This is a genomic window from Micromonospora globbae (genome assembly GCF_003610785.1).
Lineage (GTDB): Bacteria > Actinomycetota > Actinomycetes > Mycobacteriales > Micromonosporaceae > Micromonospora > Micromonospora globbae.
This window is the reverse complement of record NZ_RAQQ01000005.1, coordinates 250,226-265,736: the sequence shown is the minus strand read 5'-3', so window position 1 is coordinate 265,736 and position 15,511 is coordinate 250,226. Positions and strand designations below refer to the sequence as shown.

Annotated in this window: 16 protein-coding genes; 10 read left to right on the top strand and 6 right to left on the bottom strand. The window is 73.7% G+C overall.

Annotated features, from left to right (window positions below; genetic code table 11):
- Window positions 1-107 precede the first annotated feature (107 nt).
- The 3 genes from D7I43_RS09225 to D7I43_RS09215 are packed head-to-tail and all read left to right on the top strand — an operon-like array spanning window position 108 to window position 2,972.
- A complete protein-coding gene (locus D7I43_RS09225) occupies window positions 108-1,043 on the top strand; it encodes an ABC transporter substrate-binding protein (RefSeq protein WP_120327999.1) in 936 nt (311 codons plus the stop codon).
- A gap of 13 nt (window positions 1,044-1,056) precedes the next feature.
- On the top strand, window positions 1,057-2,172 hold the full coding sequence (locus D7I43_RS09220) for a FecCD family ABC transporter permease (protein ID WP_240032866.1): 1,116 nt from the start codon (window positions 1,057-1,059) through the stop codon (window positions 2,170-2,172).
- Complete coding sequence (locus D7I43_RS09215) at window positions 2,169-2,972, top strand: ABC transporter ATP-binding protein (RefSeq protein WP_120327998.1); 804 nt, start codon at window positions 2,169-2,171, stop codon at window positions 2,970-2,972. Before D7I43_RS09220 ends, D7I43_RS09215 begins: the two co-directional genes overlap by 4 nt.
- A gap of 118 nt (window positions 2,973-3,090) precedes the next feature.
- Here the strand turns inward: D7I43_RS09215 and D7I43_RS09210 are convergent, their stop codons facing one another.
- From D7I43_RS09210 to D7I43_RS09200, 3 genes are all read right to left on the bottom strand, one after another.
- Window positions 3,091-3,858, bottom strand: a complete 768-nt coding sequence (locus D7I43_RS09210) for a VOC family protein (RefSeq protein ID WP_120327997.1) — start codon at window positions 3,856-3,858, stop codon at window positions 3,091-3,093.
- A gap of 92 nt (window positions 3,859-3,950) precedes the next feature.
- The gene (locus D7I43_RS09205) at window positions 3,951-4,688 is read right to left on the bottom strand and encodes an ABC transporter permease (protein ID WP_120327996.1); all 738 of its coding nucleotides are present in this window, start codon (window positions 4,686-4,688) and stop codon (window positions 3,951-3,953) included.
- A 12-nt stretch (window positions 4,689-4,700) separates the two neighbouring features.
- On the bottom strand, window positions 4,701-5,690 hold the full coding sequence (locus D7I43_RS09200; RefSeq protein ID WP_120327995.1) for an ABC transporter ATP-binding protein: 990 nt from the start codon (window positions 5,688-5,690) through the stop codon (window positions 4,701-4,703).
- 192 nt (window positions 5,691-5,882) lie between these two features.
- Here D7I43_RS09200 and D7I43_RS09195 point away from each other — a divergent pair, with 192 nt between their 5' ends.
- Genes D7I43_RS09195 through D7I43_RS09180 form a run of 4 tightly spaced genes read left to right on the top strand, consistent with a single transcriptional unit; the run spans window position 5,883 to window position 8,102 of the window.
- Entirely contained in the window at window positions 5,883-6,203 is a 321-nt protein-coding gene (locus D7I43_RS09195; protein ID WP_120327994.1) for a type VII secretion target, read from the top strand.
- Window positions 6,204-6,214: 11 nt separating this feature from the next.
- Window positions 6,215-7,141, top strand: a complete 927-nt coding sequence (locus D7I43_RS09190; protein WP_120327993.1) for a WXG100 family type VII secretion target — start codon at window positions 6,215-6,217, stop codon at window positions 7,139-7,141.
- A gap of 9 nt (window positions 7,142-7,150) precedes the next feature.
- A complete protein-coding gene (locus D7I43_RS09185) occupies window positions 7,151-7,498 on the top strand; it encodes a YbaB/EbfC family nucleoid-associated protein (protein WP_120327992.1) in 348 nt (115 codons plus the stop codon).
- Between the two features lie 4 nt (window positions 7,499-7,502).
- A complete protein-coding gene (locus tag D7I43_RS09180; RefSeq protein ID WP_120327991.1) occupies window positions 7,503-8,102 on the top strand; it encodes a hypothetical protein in 600 nt (199 codons plus the stop codon).
- Between the two features lie 46 nt (window positions 8,103-8,148).
- On the opposite strand, the gene D7I43_RS09175 is transcribed toward D7I43_RS09180, so the two are convergent.
- Window positions 8,149-10,248 (bottom strand): HelD family protein, encoded by a 2,100-nt coding sequence (locus tag D7I43_RS09175; protein WP_120327990.1) that lies wholly within the window; start codon window positions 10,246-10,248, stop codon window positions 8,149-8,151.
- 303 nt (window positions 10,249-10,551) lie between these two features.
- On the opposite strand from D7I43_RS09175, the gene D7I43_RS09170 reads away from it, so the two are divergent.
- From D7I43_RS09170 to D7I43_RS09160, 3 genes are read left to right on the top strand one after another with little or no spacing between them, the layout of a single operon-like run.
- Window positions 10,552-11,133 carry an ArsR/SmtB family transcription factor gene (locus D7I43_RS09170; RefSeq protein ID WP_120327989.1) on the top strand — a complete coding sequence of 194 codons (582 nt, stop codon included), beginning with the start codon at window positions 10,552-10,554 and terminating at the stop codon, window positions 11,131-11,133.
- Window positions 11,134-11,175: 42 nt separating this feature from the next.
- A complete protein-coding gene (locus tag D7I43_RS09165; RefSeq protein ID WP_120327988.1) occupies window positions 11,176-12,495 on the top strand; it encodes an MFS transporter in 1,320 nt (439 codons plus the stop codon).
- Between the two features lie 33 nt (window positions 12,496-12,528).
- Complete coding sequence (locus D7I43_RS09160; RefSeq protein WP_120327987.1) at window positions 12,529-13,380, top strand: menaquinone biosynthetic enzyme MqnA/MqnD family protein; 852 nt, start codon at window positions 12,529-12,531, stop codon at window positions 13,378-13,380.
- Window positions 13,381-13,395: 15 nt separating this feature from the next.
- Here D7I43_RS09160 and D7I43_RS09155 read toward each other — a convergent pair whose 3' ends face one another.
- Together D7I43_RS09155 and D7I43_RS09150 are read right to left on the bottom strand one after the other, a co-directional pair.
- Window positions 13,396-14,334: a serine hydrolase gene (locus D7I43_RS09155; RefSeq protein WP_120327986.1), complete on the bottom strand. Its 939-nt coding sequence runs from the start codon at window positions 14,332-14,334 to the stop codon at window positions 13,396-13,398.
- Complete coding sequence (locus D7I43_RS09150) at window positions 14,334-15,317, bottom strand: hypothetical protein (RefSeq protein WP_120327985.1); 984 nt, start codon at window positions 15,315-15,317, stop codon at window positions 14,334-14,336. The genes D7I43_RS09155 and D7I43_RS09150 overlap by 1 nt, the downstream gene beginning before the upstream one ends.
- Window positions 15,318-15,511: the final 194 nt, after the last annotated feature.

Sequence of the window (15,511 nt, the reverse complement as noted above, 5' to 3'; positions counted from 1 at the left end):
TCGCCTGCGGATCGGTCGCGACCCGCGCTCTCGAGGAAGGGCGCCTCGCGGACGGGCGCAGTGTCCCTGTCGGCGAAGCCCACGCTCCTCGACCGACAGGAGGACCGATGTCCAGACGTACCCCCCGGCTCCTCGCCGCGACCCTCGCGGTCGCCGCGCTCGCCCTCGGCGCGTGCGCGGAGAAGACCGACGACACCCCCGCCGCCGGCAGCGGCCAGTCGACCGCCGCCTTCCCGGTGACCGTCGGCGACGTCACCCTCGACAAGCGCCCCGAGAAGATCGTCTCGCTGTCGCCGTCCGCGACCGAGATGCTCTTCTCCATCGGCGCCGGCCCGCAGGTGATCGCCGCCGACGACAACTCGAACTACCCGCCGGAGGCGCCGAAGACCGACCTCTCCGGCTTCCAGCCGAACGCCGAGGCCATCGCCGCGAAGAACCCGGACCTCGTGGTGATCTCCGACGACCGCAACAAGATCGTCGACCAGCTCGGGAAGCTGAAGATCCCCGTGTACCTCACCCCGGCGGCCACCACTCTGGACGACACGTACCGGCAGATCACCGACCTGGGCACGCTCACCGGCCACCCCGACGAGGCGGCCGACGTGACGCAGCGGATGCGTGACGACATCGCCAAGCTGGTGAAGGACCTGCCGCAGCGGTCGGAGAAGCTCACCTACTACCACGAGCTGGGCCCGGAGCTGTACAGCGTGACGAGCAAGACCTTCATCGGCTCGCTATACGCCATGGCCGGGCTGGAGAACATCGCCGACCCGGCGGACGCCGACGGCCGCAACGGTGGCTACCCGCAGCTCTCGCAGGAGGTCATCGTCAAGGCCGACCCGGACTTCATCTTCCTGGCCGACACGAAGTGCTGCAAGCAGGGCCCCGACACGGTGAAGGCGCGCAGCGGCTGGTCCGGGCTGACCGCCGTGAAGAACAACCAGGTGGTCGCGCTCGACGACGACATCGCGTCCCGCTGGGGGCCGCGCGTCGTGGACATGCTGCGGGCCATCGTGGACGCCGTCGCCAAGGTGCCCGCGTGACGGTCGGTCGCCGATGACCCGGGTCGCTCCCGTGGCCCCCGCCGCACCGCCCGCCCGTCCGGCCGGGACGCCACCGGTGTCCCGGCCGGCGGGCCTGCGCCCGCGTTGGCTGGTCGGCGGGGTGGTGGCGGTGCTCGTCGCGCTGGTGGCCGGTGTCTCGCTCGGCCCGGTCACCCTGCCCCCGGGCAGTGTCGCCGCCGAACTGCTGAACCTGCTGCCGGGCGTGCACCTGGAGAGCGGGCTCAGCGAGCGGGAGATCGCCATCGTGACGGAGCTGCGGCTGCCACGGGTGGTGCTCGGCCTGCTGGTCGGCGGGCTGCTGGCCCTGGCCGGCGGCTGTTACCAGGGCGTGTTCCGCAACCCGCTGGCCGACCCGTACCTGCTCGGCGTCGCCGCCGGGGCCGGCCTCGCGGTGACCGCCGTCATCGCGCTCGGCGGAGCCGGCACCGAGGGCGCGCTCACCGGCCTGCCCCTGACCATCCCGCTCGCCGCGTTCGTCGGCTCGCTGGGCGCCGTGGCGCTGACCTACCTGCTCGGTGCGGCGGGCGGCCGAAGCCGGTCCCCGGCCATGCTGATCCTCGCCGGCGTGGCGGTCTCCGCGTTCCTCTCCGCCGGCCAGACGTACCTGCTGCAACGCAACGCCGACAGCATCCAGGCCGTCTACTCCTGGCTGCTCGGCCGGCTCGCCACCGCCGGCTGGCACGACGTGCTGCTCGTCCTGCCGTACGCCGTGCTCACCACCGTGGTGGTGCTCCTGCACGGGCGGGAGCTGGACGTGCTCTCCGTCGGCGACGACGAGGCGAGCAGCCTCGGCCTGCACCCGCAGCGCTCCCGCTACCTGCTGATCGCCGCCGCCTCGCTGGGCACGGCCGCGGCGGTCTCCGCCACCGGCCTCATCGGGTTCGTCGGCATCATCGTGCCGCACACCGTACGGCTGCTCGCCGGGTCGAGCTACCGGGTGATCCTGCCGCTCTCGCTGCTGTTCGGCGCGGCGTTCCTGGCGCTCACCGACGTGGTGGCGCGTACCGCCGCGGCGCCCGCCGAGATCCCGATCGGCGTGGTGACCGCCCTGCTCGGCGGCCCGTTCTTCGTCCTGGTCCTGCGCACCGCCCGGCGGGTGCTGACGTGAGCGCCGCCGCCGGGCGCCCCGGCGACACGCCGGCCGTCGTCGTACGCGATCTGCACGTGTCCCTGGGCGGGACGCCCGTCCTGGCCGGGATCGACCTGACCGTCGCCGCCGGCGAGTGGGTCACCGTCATCGGCCCGAACGGCGCCGGCAAGTCGACCCTGTTGCGCGTCGTGGGCGGACTGCTGCCCGCGTCGGGCGGGGTCAGCCTCTTCGGTACGCCGATCGGGTCGCTGCGCCGGCGGGACCGGGCCCGGATCGTGGCCACCGTGGCGCAGTCCCCGGTGGTGCCGCCCGGCATGTCCGTGCTGGACTACGTCCTGCTCGGCCGCACGCCGTACATCCCTCCGCTCGGCCGGGAGTCGGCCGCCGACCTGGCCGCCGTGCACGAGGTGCTGGGGCGGCTGGACCTGGGCGGCTTCGCCCAGCGCGAGCTCGCCACCCTCTCCGGCGGTGAACGGCAGCGCGTCTTCCTGGCCCGGGCGCTCGCCCAGGGCGCCACGCTGCTGCTGCTCGACGAGCCGACCAGCGCCCTCGACATCGGTCACCAGCAGGAGGTGCTGGAACTCGTCGACCAGCTGCGCCGCGAGCACGGGTTGACGGTGGTCGCCACGATGCACGACCTCTCCATCGCCGGCGAGTACGCCGACCGTCTCGTGCTGCTCGCCGCCGGCCGGGTGGCCGCCGCCGGGACACCTCGCGAGGTGCTCACCGAGCGGCTGCTCGCCGAGCACTACCGCGCGACGGTCCGGGTGGTCGACGGCGAGCACGGCCCCCTGGTCGTCCCCGTCCGCCGCCCCTAACCCTCTCTCACCCCCGCGATCTTGCACTTTCTGCCCCGGCGAACCGGGACAATCCGCCCGTATCAGGGGCACAAACTGCAAGATCGCGGGGGAGAGAGGGCGGGGGCGCGGGGCGCGGTTACTCCGTGCCTATGTCGATGACGGAGAAGAGTGCTCCTTGGGGGTCGCGGAGTGCTGCGAACCGGCCCGTCGGGATGTCGCGGGGCGGCACGAGGATGGACCCGCCCAGCGCCGCGGCGCGGGCCGCGGCGGCGTCCGCGTCGGCGACCGCGAAGTACACGGTCCAGTACGCCGGCAGGTCGTCGGGGAAACCGTCGCCCAGCGGCGGCATCATCCCGGCCACGATCTGCGCCCCCAGCCGCCAGCCGGTGTACGTCATGTCACCGACCACCTGGTCGTCGGGCTGCCAGCCGAAGACCAGCTCGTAGAAGACCTTGGCGCCCTCCGGGTCGGGGGTGACCAACTCGTTCCACGCCATCGCGCCCGGGGTGTTGAACACCTCGCCGCCGGGCATCGCCATCGGCTGCCAGACGCTGAACGAGGCGCCGGCCGGGTCGCTGAAGACGGCCATCCGTCCCCGGTCGAACACCTCGAAGGGCGGCACCACCACCTGCCCGCCGGCCCGCTCGACGCGGCCCGCCACGAGGTCGGCGTCGTCGGTGGCGATGTACGTCGACCAGATCGGCACCTGGTCGGGGATCGCCGGCGGCCCCGCTCCGGCCACCGCCCGCCCCCGGAGCTGGAAGACCGTGTAGCCGCCCGCCTCCGGCTCCGGCGCCACCCGTCCGGTCCAGCCGAACAGCTCCGGGTAGAACCGGCGCGCGTCGTCCAGGTCAGGGGTGGCGAGGTCGGCCCAGCAGGGCGTACCCGGCGGGACGGTGCTCACGTGGACCCCTCTCGGCTCGGGGCGGTGCGCCGCCCTCCTGCCGGAATCCTGGCACCGTCCCGCCCGCGTACGGGGTGGAAACGGACAAATGCTCAGCTGAACCGGCGACCCTCGTCCCGCCGGTACGCCCAGCCGGCCAGCCCTGCCATGACGACCACCCAGACGCCGAGCATGGCCAGCGACAGCGGACGCACCGGGTAGTCGCCGACGGCCGCCCACATGAGTTCGACCGCGCCCCGGGTGGGCAGGTAGGGGGCGACCGCCTCGATGAACCCCGGCGCCTCGTCCGGGGCGGAGAGCAGGCCGCCGCCGAACGCGAGCGGGAAGAACACGAGCTGCGCGACCACGATCGCCGCCTTGCTGGGCAGCGAGTAGCCGATGGCGAGCCCCATCAACGTGAACGGCACCGACACCACGGCGACGGTGACGGCCGCCAGCAGGAACGCCGCCGGGGTGATCCGCGCCGCGGTGAGCGTCGCGCTGATCACCACCACCGGGATCAGCGAGACGTACGTGATCACCAGGCCGGCGAGCACCCGGCCGGCGAACCGCGGCGCCGACCCGGCCGGCAGGGTCCGGGTGTACGGGTTCCAGGGCTGGTCCCGGTCCTCGGCCACGCCGATGCCGTACTGGAAGATGTTGGCGCTCATCACCGAGAAGGTCACCATCGACGCGGTGGCGTACGTGGCGCCGACCGGGTCCTTGCCGGCGAACGGGACCACGAAGAAGAGCATCGCGGCGGCCGGAAAGAAGGCGCTGCCGAAGATGGCGACCGGGATCCGGACGATCTCCAGGAGCTGGTAGCGGGTGTGGACCAGGGCGAGGTGCATGGGGCCGTCTCCTCAGGCGGTTGCCGGTCGGCCGCCCGCGGCGGCGGTGGTCGGGCGGTCACCGGGTCCGGACGGCCGGCTCCCGGCATCCGGCGGGCCGTCTCCCTGGCGGGCGGCCGGCGTACCGCCGCCCGGCTGCTCCTCGGCCGTGATGGCGAGGAACGCCTCCTCCAGTGACGTGGGGCGCACCTCCAGGTCGGTGAACGCGACCCCGGCGGTGACGAGCTCCCGGACGAGCTGGTCGGCGTCGGTGGTGAGCAGGTGGACCCGGCCGTCGACCCGCTCGGTGCGGACCACGCCGGGCAGCTCCGGCAGGTCGTCGGCGACCAGGCTGACCCGGCGTACGCCGACCACGGCCCGCACCGCGTCCACGGTGTCGTCGGCGAGCACGCGGCCCTGCCCGATCACCACGACGCGGTGCGCCAGTGCCTCCACCTCCTCCAGGTAGTGGCTGCTGAGCAGCACCGTGCCGCCGTCGGCGTGGAACGCCCGGACGGCGTCCCAGAGGGTGTGCCGCGCCTCCACGTCGAGCCCGGTGGTCGGCTCGTCGAGCAGCACGAGGCGGGGCCGGCCCACGAAGGCGAGCGCCACGGCGAGCCGCCGGCGCTGCCCGCCGGAGAGGCCGCCGGTCTGCCGCCGCACCTGGTCGCTCAGGCCGAACCGGTCGAGCAGTTCGCCGCGGGGCACCGGGTCGGGGTAGTGGGCGGCCACGAAGTCGACCACCTCCCCGACGCGCAGCGTGCCGGGCAGGCCGGTCTCCTGTGGCGTCACACCGACCTGCCGTCGCGACGCCGGGTCCCGGGGATCGCCGTCGAAGAGTTCGACCCGGCCCGAGGTCGGGCGGCGCAGCCCGACGAGCAGGTTCATGAGGGTGCTCTTGCCGGCGCCGTTGGGGCCGAGCAGACCGACCAACTCACCGGCGCGGACGTCGAGGTCGACCCGGTCGAGGGCGAGGACGTCGCCGTAGCGGCGACTGGCCTGTACGGCGCGGGCCAGGATCATGCGGGATCTCCTTTGCCGGGCGGGCTGCCGGTGGACCGGCCGGCTCCCTGTCTACCGTGCCGACGCCACCCGCGTCGCCCCCCGAACGGCCGGGGCGGCGCACGAATTTCCCGGATCGCTTAGGGTGGTTCCCCGTCGGCCACGTACCGCGACGTCCACGCGCGGGTGGCGACTGGGCACTGGGGAGGGTCCGTGACGAGTCCGAGCAGGAATCTCGACGTCCAACCGGAGGCGCTCACCGCGTTCGCCGCCGCCTCCCGGGACCGGGCCACCCGGTTCCGCGAGCTGCGGCGCGTGTTCCACGACGGGCACGTGCCCCGGCACGCCTTCGGGATCATGCCGGCGTCGTTCAGCCTCGCCGCCGCGTACGCCGAGCAGTTCGAGGCGTGCCTGCAGGGGCTGGAGGAGGGCGCCGAGATGATGGACGACATCGCCGACGGGCTCACCGACACGGCCGACGCGTACACGGGGACGGACGTGGCCAACAACGACATGTTCACGCCGGGCTCCTGAGGAGGGGTTCAGTGAGCACCGAGGCGCTCCAGCGCAACAAGACCTACTTCGAGCAGATCGTGTCGGGCACCCCCGACCCGTTCAAGCCGCTCTCGGAGGCCGTGCTCTGGCCGTTCGAGCAGCTGCTGGAGCTGGTCGCCGGTGAGCCCGACGACCTCATGAAGGCGGCGCAGCTCGCGCTGACCACCGGCGAGGCGGTCCGGCAGATCGCCGGCGACCAGATCGCCGACCGGGCGCGGCTGCGCGGCGCGTGGACGGGCGACGCGGCGGAGAAGTTCCACGAGTCGATGGAGTCCGTCGAGGAGGCCATCGAGGAGCTGGCGAAGGGCCTGGACGGTACGAAGGAGGTGCTGGTCGACGCGGCCAACGCGGCCGTCGAGGCGTTCAACCTCCTGGTCGAGCTGATCCTGGAGTTCCTGCTCTGGTTCCTCACCGAGGTCATCATCGCGGCGGTGGCCGCCGTGCTCAGCGCGGGCGTGACGCTGGCCGCCACCGTGGTCCGGGTGCTGGCCCGCCTCGCCACGACGGTCGGCCGCATGTGCAAGATCGTCGCCCGGTTCGCCGAGATCCTCACGAAGCTCGTGACCAAGCTGGAGAAGGTCGCCGAGCTGCTCACCAAGTACCGCCGGGTCGTCATGGAGCTGCGCAAGGCCAAGAAGGCGTACCGGGCGTGGAACAAGTCCGGCTACACCCGGGAGGCGCTGGAGTTCAAGGTGAAACGGGCCGCGATCCTCTTCCCGGGCCGGTTCGCGATCAACCAGGCCTCGCCGGTGAACGTGCCCGGCATCGGCGGCGCGCTCCTGGACACCGGCGTCGGTCTGCACGACGTCTCCGACGGCCAGAAGGACCGCAACTACCTGGTGGACGGCACCTACCGGGAGGACCTCGGCCCGTACACCACGGGTGTGCAGAACGTCTTCGACTCGATCGTGAACTGAGAGGCAGCCATGACCTTCCCCGCCCTGGACCGGATCGAGGCGCTGGCCCGCAACCTGGACGGCTGGCAGCGCCAGCTCGCCGACCGGATGGCGGAGCTGGAGCAGAGCAGCGCCCAGGGGGTGAGCGACTCCGGGCTGGTGACGGTGACCGCCGCGGCCGACGGCAAGATCCTCTCCACGGAGATCAACGCCCGGGCAATGCGGCTCGACTCGTACACCCTCGCCGAGGAGTTCACCGCCGCCGCGAACCGCGCGCAGGAGGCGGCCGCGGCCCGGGTGCGCGAGATCGTCGGGGAGGTCATGGGCGACGCCCCGGGCGCCGACCGCCGGCCCGACGACGGTTACGGCCGATACTGAACCGATGGACGAGTCCAGGTACCGCCGTCGGATCGGTGAGCTCGTCGAGCCGGGCGAGCAGGTGCTGGCGTACGCGAAGGCCGAGCCTGCGCACGGCGCCACGCCGGCCCCTCCGCCCGACGCGGCGGGGGCGGGGGCGCCCGCCGGCCGGGTGAGCGCCGGGTCCGTGCTGCTCAACCTGGTCACCCCCCTGGTCAGCTGGGCCAGGGGCGACCGGCTCGTGGACCGGATCGTCTGGGGGATCGCGGGTCGGGGCGAGCCCGGCTCGGCCGCCTCCCGGCTGCACCACGCACTGCGGCCCCGGGCGGACGTGTCCGTGCGGGACGTCGTCGTGGCCGCCACGGACCGGCGGCTGCTGGTCTGCGTGAGCGGGCCGATGAAGCTGCTGTCCCGGCGGGAGGACGAGGAGCGCTCCCTGGCGGAGACCCAGGTCGCCTGGTCGGCGCCGCGCGTCGAGGTGGTGTCGGCCCGGGTGGGTTGGCACCGGCTCAACCCGAAGCGGCTGCGCCTCGACTTCGCCGACGGCTCCTGGCTGGCCTTCACCGTGCCCATCGCCGAGTCGGGACGCTCGCTGCGCGAGGTCGCCGCCGCCCTGTCCCGCTGAGCGGGTCGCGGGCCAGGCCGGTCAGCCGGCGCGGCCCGTCGGCCGCTCAGTCGGCCAGGAGGGCCGGCAGCGGCTCCCGGTGCAGCACCGACAGCCGGGACACCGCCCGGGTCAGCACCACGTAGAGCCGGTGCAGGCCGCGCGGCTCGGCGGCCACGATCGCGGCGGGTTCGACGACCACCACGTGGTCGTACTCCAGGCCCTTGACCAGCGTCGCCGGCACCACGGTGACCCGCGCCGCGGCCTCCACGTCGTCGGCGGTCGCGGTGGTCACGCCCGCGTCGGCGAGCGCCGACCGCAGTCCGTCCACGGCGTCGTCCGTGGCGATCACACCGATCGAGCCGTCGTGGGCGAGCGCCGCGCGCACCTCGGCCACCGTCGCGGCGGTCAGGTCGGTCACCGTACGCACGGCGAGTTCACCGTCGCGGCGGAGCGACTCGGCCGGGGGCACGTCCACGGCGAGTGCCGGGAGCAGGCGGTTCGCGAACGCGACCACGGCGGCCGGCACCCGGAAGCCGACGGTCAGCGGGACCACGGCGGCGTCCGGCTTGCCCAGATGGGCCAGGGTCTCCCGCCAGTCGGTGGCGGCCCAGGGGGCGGTGCCCTGGGCCAGGTCGCCGAGGAGGGTGATGGACCCGTGCTCGCTGCGGCGCGCGATGGCCCGGCACTGCATGGGGGAGAGGTCCTGGGCCTCGTCCACCACGACGTGGCCGAACCCGGCGGCCCGCTCGAGCAGCCCGGCCGCCTCGTCGACGAGCACCGCGTCCGCCGCCGTCCACCGCGTCGCCTTCGGGGTGCGGCCGAGCTTCGTGCCGCTGCCACCGCGACCCGCCGGCCGGTCGGCGGCTCGGCCCTGCAACAGCGCCTGCTCGTCGGCAGTGAGCACCCCGTCGGCCGCCGCCGCGAGCGTGGCCGGGTCGGCGAGCAGGGTGTGCACGAGCCCCTCCGGGGTGAGCGCCGGCCAGACCGCGTCGACGAAGGCGGCCACCGGCCGGCACTTCGCCATCCGGCGCAGCCAGGCGTCGCTCGGCGACTCGGCGCGCCGCGCCTCGGCCTGCCGTTGCAGCAGGCTCACGACCCGGGCCCGGACCCGCTCCCGGCCCACGCCGTACGGGAGGCCCTCCCGGCGGGTCTCCTCGACCACCCGGTGCAGCGGCTCCAGCCCGATCCGCCAACGGAACGAGCCGTCGGAAACCATGATCGGCTCGGTGGGCTCGCCGATGTGGGCGTCGAGCGCGCGGCGCAGCACCTCCGCCATGCGCACGTCGTGCTTGAGCGCGGCCGTGTCCGGGTCGTCGACCGCCCGCACGGGCACCCGGGCGACCAGGTCCTCCACCGTGGACTGTTCGACCTCGACCTCGCCGAGCGCGGGCAGCACGGCCGCGATGTACGACAGGAAGGCCCGGTTCGGGCCGACGATCAACACGCCGGCCCGGCGCAGCCGTTCCCGGTGCTGGTAGAGCAGGTACGCGGCGCGGTGCAGCCCGACGGCGGTCTTTCCGGTGCCGGGCGCGCCCTGGACGCAGATCGAGTCCGCGAGGCCGGCGCGGACGAGTTCGTCCTGTTCCGGCTGGATGGTGGCCACGATGTCGCGCATCGGCCCGACGCGCGGCCGTTCGATCTCGGCGGTCAGGATCCGGCTCGCCGTGCCCAGTTCCTCGCCCCGGTCGAGGTGCTCGTCCTCGAAGCTGGTCAGGACGCCCGCGCTGAACCCGAACCGGCGCCGGACCGCCACCCCCTGCGGGTCGCGGGCGCTGGCCCGGTAGAAGGACCGCGAGACGGGCGCCCGCCAGTCCAGCACCATCGGCTCGCCCGCCTCGTCGGTGACGTGCCGCCGCCCGACGTGGTAGCACCGGCCGGCATGGTCCGGGTCACCGTCGCCGAAGTCGAGCCGTCCGAAGAAGAGCGGGGTGGTCGGGTCGTCGGCCAGTTCCTTGACCCGCCGGGCCATGTGCCGACCGAGCTGCTCGGCGGTGTACGCGTCCCCGGCGACCTTGTCACCGGTGGCGAACAGGGCCTCCGCGCGTTCCCGCATCCGGCGCAGCGCGTCCCGCGACGCGTCGAGATGGGACCGTTCGGCGGCCAGTTCGCGGTCGAGGGGGGCCGGTGGGGCGGGGTTGTCCGAGGTCTGGGCAGCAAGGGTCATCCGAGGCGACCTTCCGGTGCGTTTCGTGTGATCGGTTGACCTGGGCCGCCCGGCGCTCCGTCGACGCGGTGCCGGCTGTGCCCGCAGGCAGAGGGCGCGCCTCAGCGCGCGGTCGTCCACCCTACGCGGGGAGCCGGCTCACGGCCACCGATTTTCGGAGCGTCCGGCCGCCGGCCCGGTTCCGGCTGGTCGCCGCCCCCGCGCCCCGGCCGGCGGGGCTTCCCGCGGCGGGCCGGGTGATCGCCGGCGACGCGTCACGCGGGGCGGATGACGGGTCGGGGGCCCGGCCGGGATCATGGGGGGATGACCGAGCCGCGTGCGGAGCGGCGCGGGGTGAGGATCAGCGATCCGCAGGTGATGCGGGCGCTGGCCCATCCGGCCCGACTCACGATCATGGAACACCTGAGCTCGCTCCCGGAGGGTGCGACGGCCACCGAGTGCGCGGAGATCGTCGGCCAGTCGCCGAGCGCCACCAGCTACCACCTGCGGGAACTGGCCAAGGCCGGGCTCGTGGAGCCGGCGCCGAGCCGGGGTGACGCGCGGGAGCGGGTCTGGCGGACGGTCGGCTCCAGTTGGGAGGTGGATGCCGGGCGTGACGCCGAGCCCGACGCGGTGGCGGCGCAGACCGCGCTCATCGAGGCGTGGCTCGGCCGCGAGCTGGATCGCAGCCGCGGCTGGTTGCGGCGGGCGTCGACCGAGCCGCCCGAGTGGTACGCGGCCGCCCGCCTCTCCGACAGCCAACTGCTGCTCACGGCGGAGGAGCTGACCGAGCTGAACGACGCGATCGACCGGCTGCTGGAGCCGTACCGCAAGCGGACGCGGACCGACCCGCCGGCCGGTGCCCGGACCGTCTCGATCCACTACAAGGCGCTGCCCGTGGAGTGACGGGGGTTGCCCATCACGGGTGTGAAGGATTATTTTCGAAGTATGTCCTTCACACCTGTGGCGTCGCGCTGGTCGGACGTCTGGCTCGTCACCGCCGCCCGAGGCATCTCGAGCTGCGGGGACTTCCTCGCCGCGAGCGCGCTCACGCTCGCCCTGCAGAGCGCCGGCGCCGGCGGCCTCGCCGTCTCCGGGCTGCTCATGGCCGCGACCCTGCCGCTGGTCGTGCTCGCACCGCTGACCGGGCGGCTGGCCGACCGGGTGGACAGCCGCACCCTGCTCGTCGTCGCCGGCCTGGCGCAGTCCGGCGTCTCCCTCGCACTCGCCTACACCGGGCATCCGGCGCTGGTGATCGTCCTGGTCGGACTGCTCGCGGCCGGGCTCGCCGTGACCCAGCCGGTGCTCGCCGCGCTGGTTCCCGCGATGGTGCGCAGCGAGGACCTGCCGCGCGCCAGCGCCCTGCACCAGACCGCCGGCACGCTCGGCGCGCTCGCCGGTCCCGCCCTCGCCGGGGTGCTGGTCGGTAGCTTCGGCACCCGCATCCCCCTGCTGGTCGACGCCGCCAGTTACCTCGTCCTCGTGGCGGCCGGGCTGCTGATCCGGACGCGGCGGGGCGGCGCGCGGCCGGCGCCGGCGGCCGGCGGCACCCCGGCGGTCGCGTGGCGCCTGCGGCGCGACCCGCTGCTCCTCGCCACCGTCACGGGGGTGGCCGGAGTGATCGCCGCCGTGGGCGCCATCAACGTGGTGGAGGTCTTCTTCATCCGCGAGACGCTGGGCAGCAGCACCACCATGTACGGGCTGGTCACCGGCTCCTGGACGCTCGGCGTGCTGGTCGGCGCATGGATCTTCGCCCGGGCCGTCGCGCGGTTCCGGCAGGACGGCGCGCTCGCCCGTGCGGGGCTCGCCATGCTCGGTGGCTGCTGCCTCATGGTGCTGGCCGCGGCGGCCGTCCCCACTGCCCTGCTGATCATCCCGATCTTCCTCGTCGGCGGGGCCTTCAACGGCGGCAACAACGTCTTCGGGAACGTGCTCATGGCGCGCCGGGTGCCGGAGACGGCGCGCGGGCGGGCCTTCGCGATCTACGGCGGCGCCGTCCAGGGCGCGGCCATGGTGGGCTACCTGACCGGAGGGCTCCTGCTCGAACTGCTCGACCCCCGGCCCCTGGTCGCCGCCGCCGGGCTCGCCGGGCTGGTGGCGGTCGCCGTGCTGCTCGTACCTCTCTCCCGGGCGGCCCGTGCGGAGCGGGCGGCCCGGCTGCCGGAGCGGGCGGCGCGCGCCGCGGTGGCGGCGGTGGAGCCCGCCGTGGGACCGCGGTCGGCACGGGAGCCGGATGCGGGGTTGGCCACTCCGGCGCCGGGTCGCTGAGCCGGCCGTCCCGGGCGGGGCTACGGTCGGGTCATGGCTGAACGCATCGCCCGCCCGCGGGTCGGACACATCCAGTTCCTGAACTGTCTGCCGATCTACTGGGGGCTGATGCGCTCCGGCGCCCTGCTCGACGTGGACCTGCACAAGGACACGCCGGACCGGCTGAACGCCGCGCTGGTCGCCGGCGACCTGGACATCGGGCCCATCTCGAACCTGGAGTACCTGCGCCACGCCGACGAACTGCTGCTCCTGCCGGACCTCGCGGTGGGCAGCGACGGGCCGGTGCTGTCGGTCAACATCGTCTCCACCCGGCCGCTCGCGGAGCTGGACGGGGCGCGGGTCGCGCTCGGCTCCACCTCGCGGACCGGGGTGCTGCTCGCGCAACTGCTGCTCGGCGAGCGGTACGGGGTACGCCCCGACTACTTCCGCTGCCCGCCCGACCTGACCCAGATGCTCCTGGAGGCGGACGCGGCCGTGGTGATCGGTGACGTGGCGCTGCGTGCCCTCTACGAGGCGCCGCAGCGCGGTCTCGAGGTCACCGACCTGGGGCAGGCCTGGCGCGACTGGACCGGGCTGCCGATGGTCTTCGCCGTCTGGGCCGTACGCCGCGACTTCGCCGCCGCCCACCCGGGCCTCGTGAAGGAGGTGCACGAGGCGTTCCTGCGCTCGCGTGACCTCTGCCTCGCCGAGCTGGACCAGGTGGCCGCGGCCGGGGCCCGGTGGGAGCCGTTCGACGCGGAGACGCTGGCCACGTACTTCCGGACCCTGGACTTCTCCCTCGGTGAGCGGCAGGTGGCCGGTCTGCGGGAGTTCGCCCGCCGGGCCGCCGCCCTCGGCGAGGCCCCGGCCCTGCCGGCCGGCGGTCCCGAGTTCTTCGCCGGCTGACGGCGGCCGACGCCGTCAGACGCCGGGGCGGAGCAGGGCCTCGGTGATCTTCTGGCAGTTCTTCATGCCGTAGTCGTAGCCCATGCCGATCGGGTACCGGACCATCACGCCCATCGTCCAGGTGTCGCCGATGGCGAGGCAGTTGATGTGCATCTCCTGCTCCCTGGTCCGGTCGATCCACCCGTTCTTGATGGCGATCTGCTTCCGTTCCGCGGCGGGGAACGCCTTGCGGATGCCGAAGTCGCCGGTGCCGCGGACCTGCCGCATCTCGTCGAGCAGCCAGTCCGTCCACTCGGGCCCGGCCGCCTTGCCGTCGGCGATGCAGTCGCCGAGCCGGGCGACGTCGCGTGGTGAGAGGGCGGTACGGCTCCAGCCGCCGTCGGCGGCGACGCTGCTGTCGGTGAGACCGCACATCGAGATCGCCCGCTTGATCGAGGCCGACCGGCCGACGGTGTCGTAGAACTGCTCGGCGCGGGTGTTGTCGCTGTCCCGGATGATCCGGGTGGCGTCGGCCAGCTTCGCGTCGCTGGGCGTCTGCCCCTTCTCGTCGGCGCGGCGCAGGTAGTCCGCCACGATCCACGACTTGATGAGGGACGCCGTCGTGCTGGTCTCGTCCATGGTGTCCGAACCGATGATCTCGCCGGTGCGGCGGTCCAGCACGGCCCAGCCGTACCAGCCCTCGATGTCGAGGTCGAGATCCCTGGCCTCGAACGGCAGCGGGGCGAGCGAGGGGCTGGGGCTCGGCTGCGCCGACGGGCGCGTGCTGCGGTCACCGGGGGTGCCGGTGGAGCGCGCGGACTGGCCGGTGGGCGAACCCCACCGTGCCGCGGCCTCCGACTGGAACGGGGAACCCGGCAGCAGGCGCAGCGAGACGAGCACCAGTCCGATCAGGATCACCGCGACGGCGATCAGCCGCAGCGGGGAGGCCTCGCCGCCCCGCCGGCCGCCGGCCATCAGAGCTTCCCGACCGGCTGCTGCGGCACCTTGAGCGCGGCGCCGGGCTGCGGGGTCACGAGCTGGCTGGCCACGCTCGCGCAGACCTTCGCGCCGTAGCTGAGGCCGCTCTTCTGCGGGTACCGCATCATCACGGCCAGGCTCCACTTGTCGGTGACCGCGAGGCAGTTGACGTGCCAGTTGCCGTCGTACATGAGGGGGGTCCAGCCGTTCTTGATGCTGACCGGGCCCTGCGCCTTGATCGACGCCGGCAGGCCGTCGACGATCCCCCACTTCCCGCCGCCGTACGTGGCGTGCTGGTCCGACACGCTGCCGCGGACCTTGCTCATCTCGGTGAGCACCCACTTGGTCCAGGTGGGGCCGGCCGCCCTGCCGTCGGCGATGCAGTCACCGAGCCGGACGGCGTCCCGGGGCGACATGCGGGTGAAGCTCCACCAGCCCTCGTACCCCGACACGTTGCCGCGCTTGGTGTCGGTGAGGCCGCAGATGCTGATGGCCCGCTTGATCACCGGGTTCGGCTGGCCGTTCGGGTACACCCTGTAGGAGCCGCCGGTCGCCGCCCACACCTTGTTGGCGGCGGTGTCGTCGCTGTCCCGGATCGCGCGGCTGGCCGCCTTCAGCAGCGCGTCCGACGGCTTCTTGTCGCCGAGTTCGCGCAGGTAGTCGCTGACGATCCAGGCCTTGATCATCGACTCCGTCGAACTGGTCGAGGCCATGTTCTTCGACCCGGAGATCTCGCCGGTCGTGCGGTCCATGAGGGCCCAGGAGAAGAATTCGCCCTTGAAGTTCACCGAGACCGGACCGGCGGCCAGGGTCGGCGGTGGGGGCGGGGTGGGCGCGGGCGCCGCCACGCTGGATCCGCCTCCGGCGCCGCCCTCTCCGCCGTCGTCGCCGGCGAGGCGGGCGTACGCGGCCGGAACGAGCAGGACGCCACCGAGGAGGACCGCGACGACGGCGAGCACCATGGTCACGCGGGAACGCATGAGTGGGTGAGCTCCAGATGTCAGGGCCGGGGGGACCGGCTGTGTTGCCGAAGGGACCGGCTGGCTCGCCCGGGCCGGGAGGGTGCGTGGCCCGTTGGGGACGGCGACTGTCGCAGCCGGCGGTGTGCCGCCGAAAGTCTACGTCCGGAAGTGCGATATGCCAGAGTCCGGCGCCTGGCAAGTTGCCATGAAGA

Bases quoted from the DNA above. Each gene is read 5' to 3' on its own strand.
- D7I43_RS09225 (WP_120327999.1), top strand. From the start codon at position 108: ATGTCCAGACGTACCCCCCGGCTCCTCGCCGCGACCCTCGCGGTCGCC.
- D7I43_RS09220 (WP_240032866.1), top strand. From the start codon at position 1,057: ATGACCCGGGTCGCTCCCGTGGCCCCCGCCGCACCGCCCGCCCGTCCG.
- D7I43_RS09205 (WP_120327996.1), bottom strand. From the start codon at position 4,688: ATGCACCTCGCCCTGGTCCACACCCGCTACCAGCTCCTGGAGATCGTC.
- D7I43_RS09200 (WP_120327995.1), bottom strand. From the start codon at position 5,690: ATGATCCTGGCCCGCGCCGTACAGGCCAGTCGCCGCTACGGCGACGTC.
- D7I43_RS09185 (WP_120327992.1), top strand. From the start codon at position 7,151: ATGACCTTCCCCGCCCTGGACCGGATCGAGGCGCTGGCCCGCAACCTG.
- D7I43_RS09180 (WP_120327991.1), top strand. From the start codon at position 7,503: ATGGACGAGTCCAGGTACCGCCGTCGGATCGGTGAGCTCGTCGAGCCG.
- D7I43_RS09175 (WP_120327990.1), bottom strand. From the start codon at position 10,248: ATGACCCTTGCTGCCCAGACCTCGGACAACCCCGCCCCACCGGCCCCC.
- D7I43_RS09170 (WP_120327989.1), top strand. From the start codon at position 10,552: ATGACCGAGCCGCGTGCGGAGCGGCGCGGGGTGAGGATCAGCGATCCG.
- D7I43_RS09165 (WP_120327988.1), top strand. From the start codon at position 11,176: ATGTCCTTCACACCTGTGGCGTCGCGCTGGTCGGACGTCTGGCTCGTC.
- D7I43_RS09160 (WP_120327987.1), top strand. From the start codon at position 12,529: ATGGCTGAACGCATCGCCCGCCCGCGGGTCGGACACATCCAGTTCCTG.
- D7I43_RS09155 (WP_120327986.1), bottom strand. From the start codon at position 14,334: ATGGCCGGCGGCCGGCGGGGCGGCGAGGCCTCCCCGCTGCGGCTGATC.
- D7I43_RS09150 (WP_120327985.1), bottom strand. From the start codon at position 15,317: ATGCGTTCCCGCGTGACCATGGTGCTCGCCGTCGTCGCGGTCCTCCTC.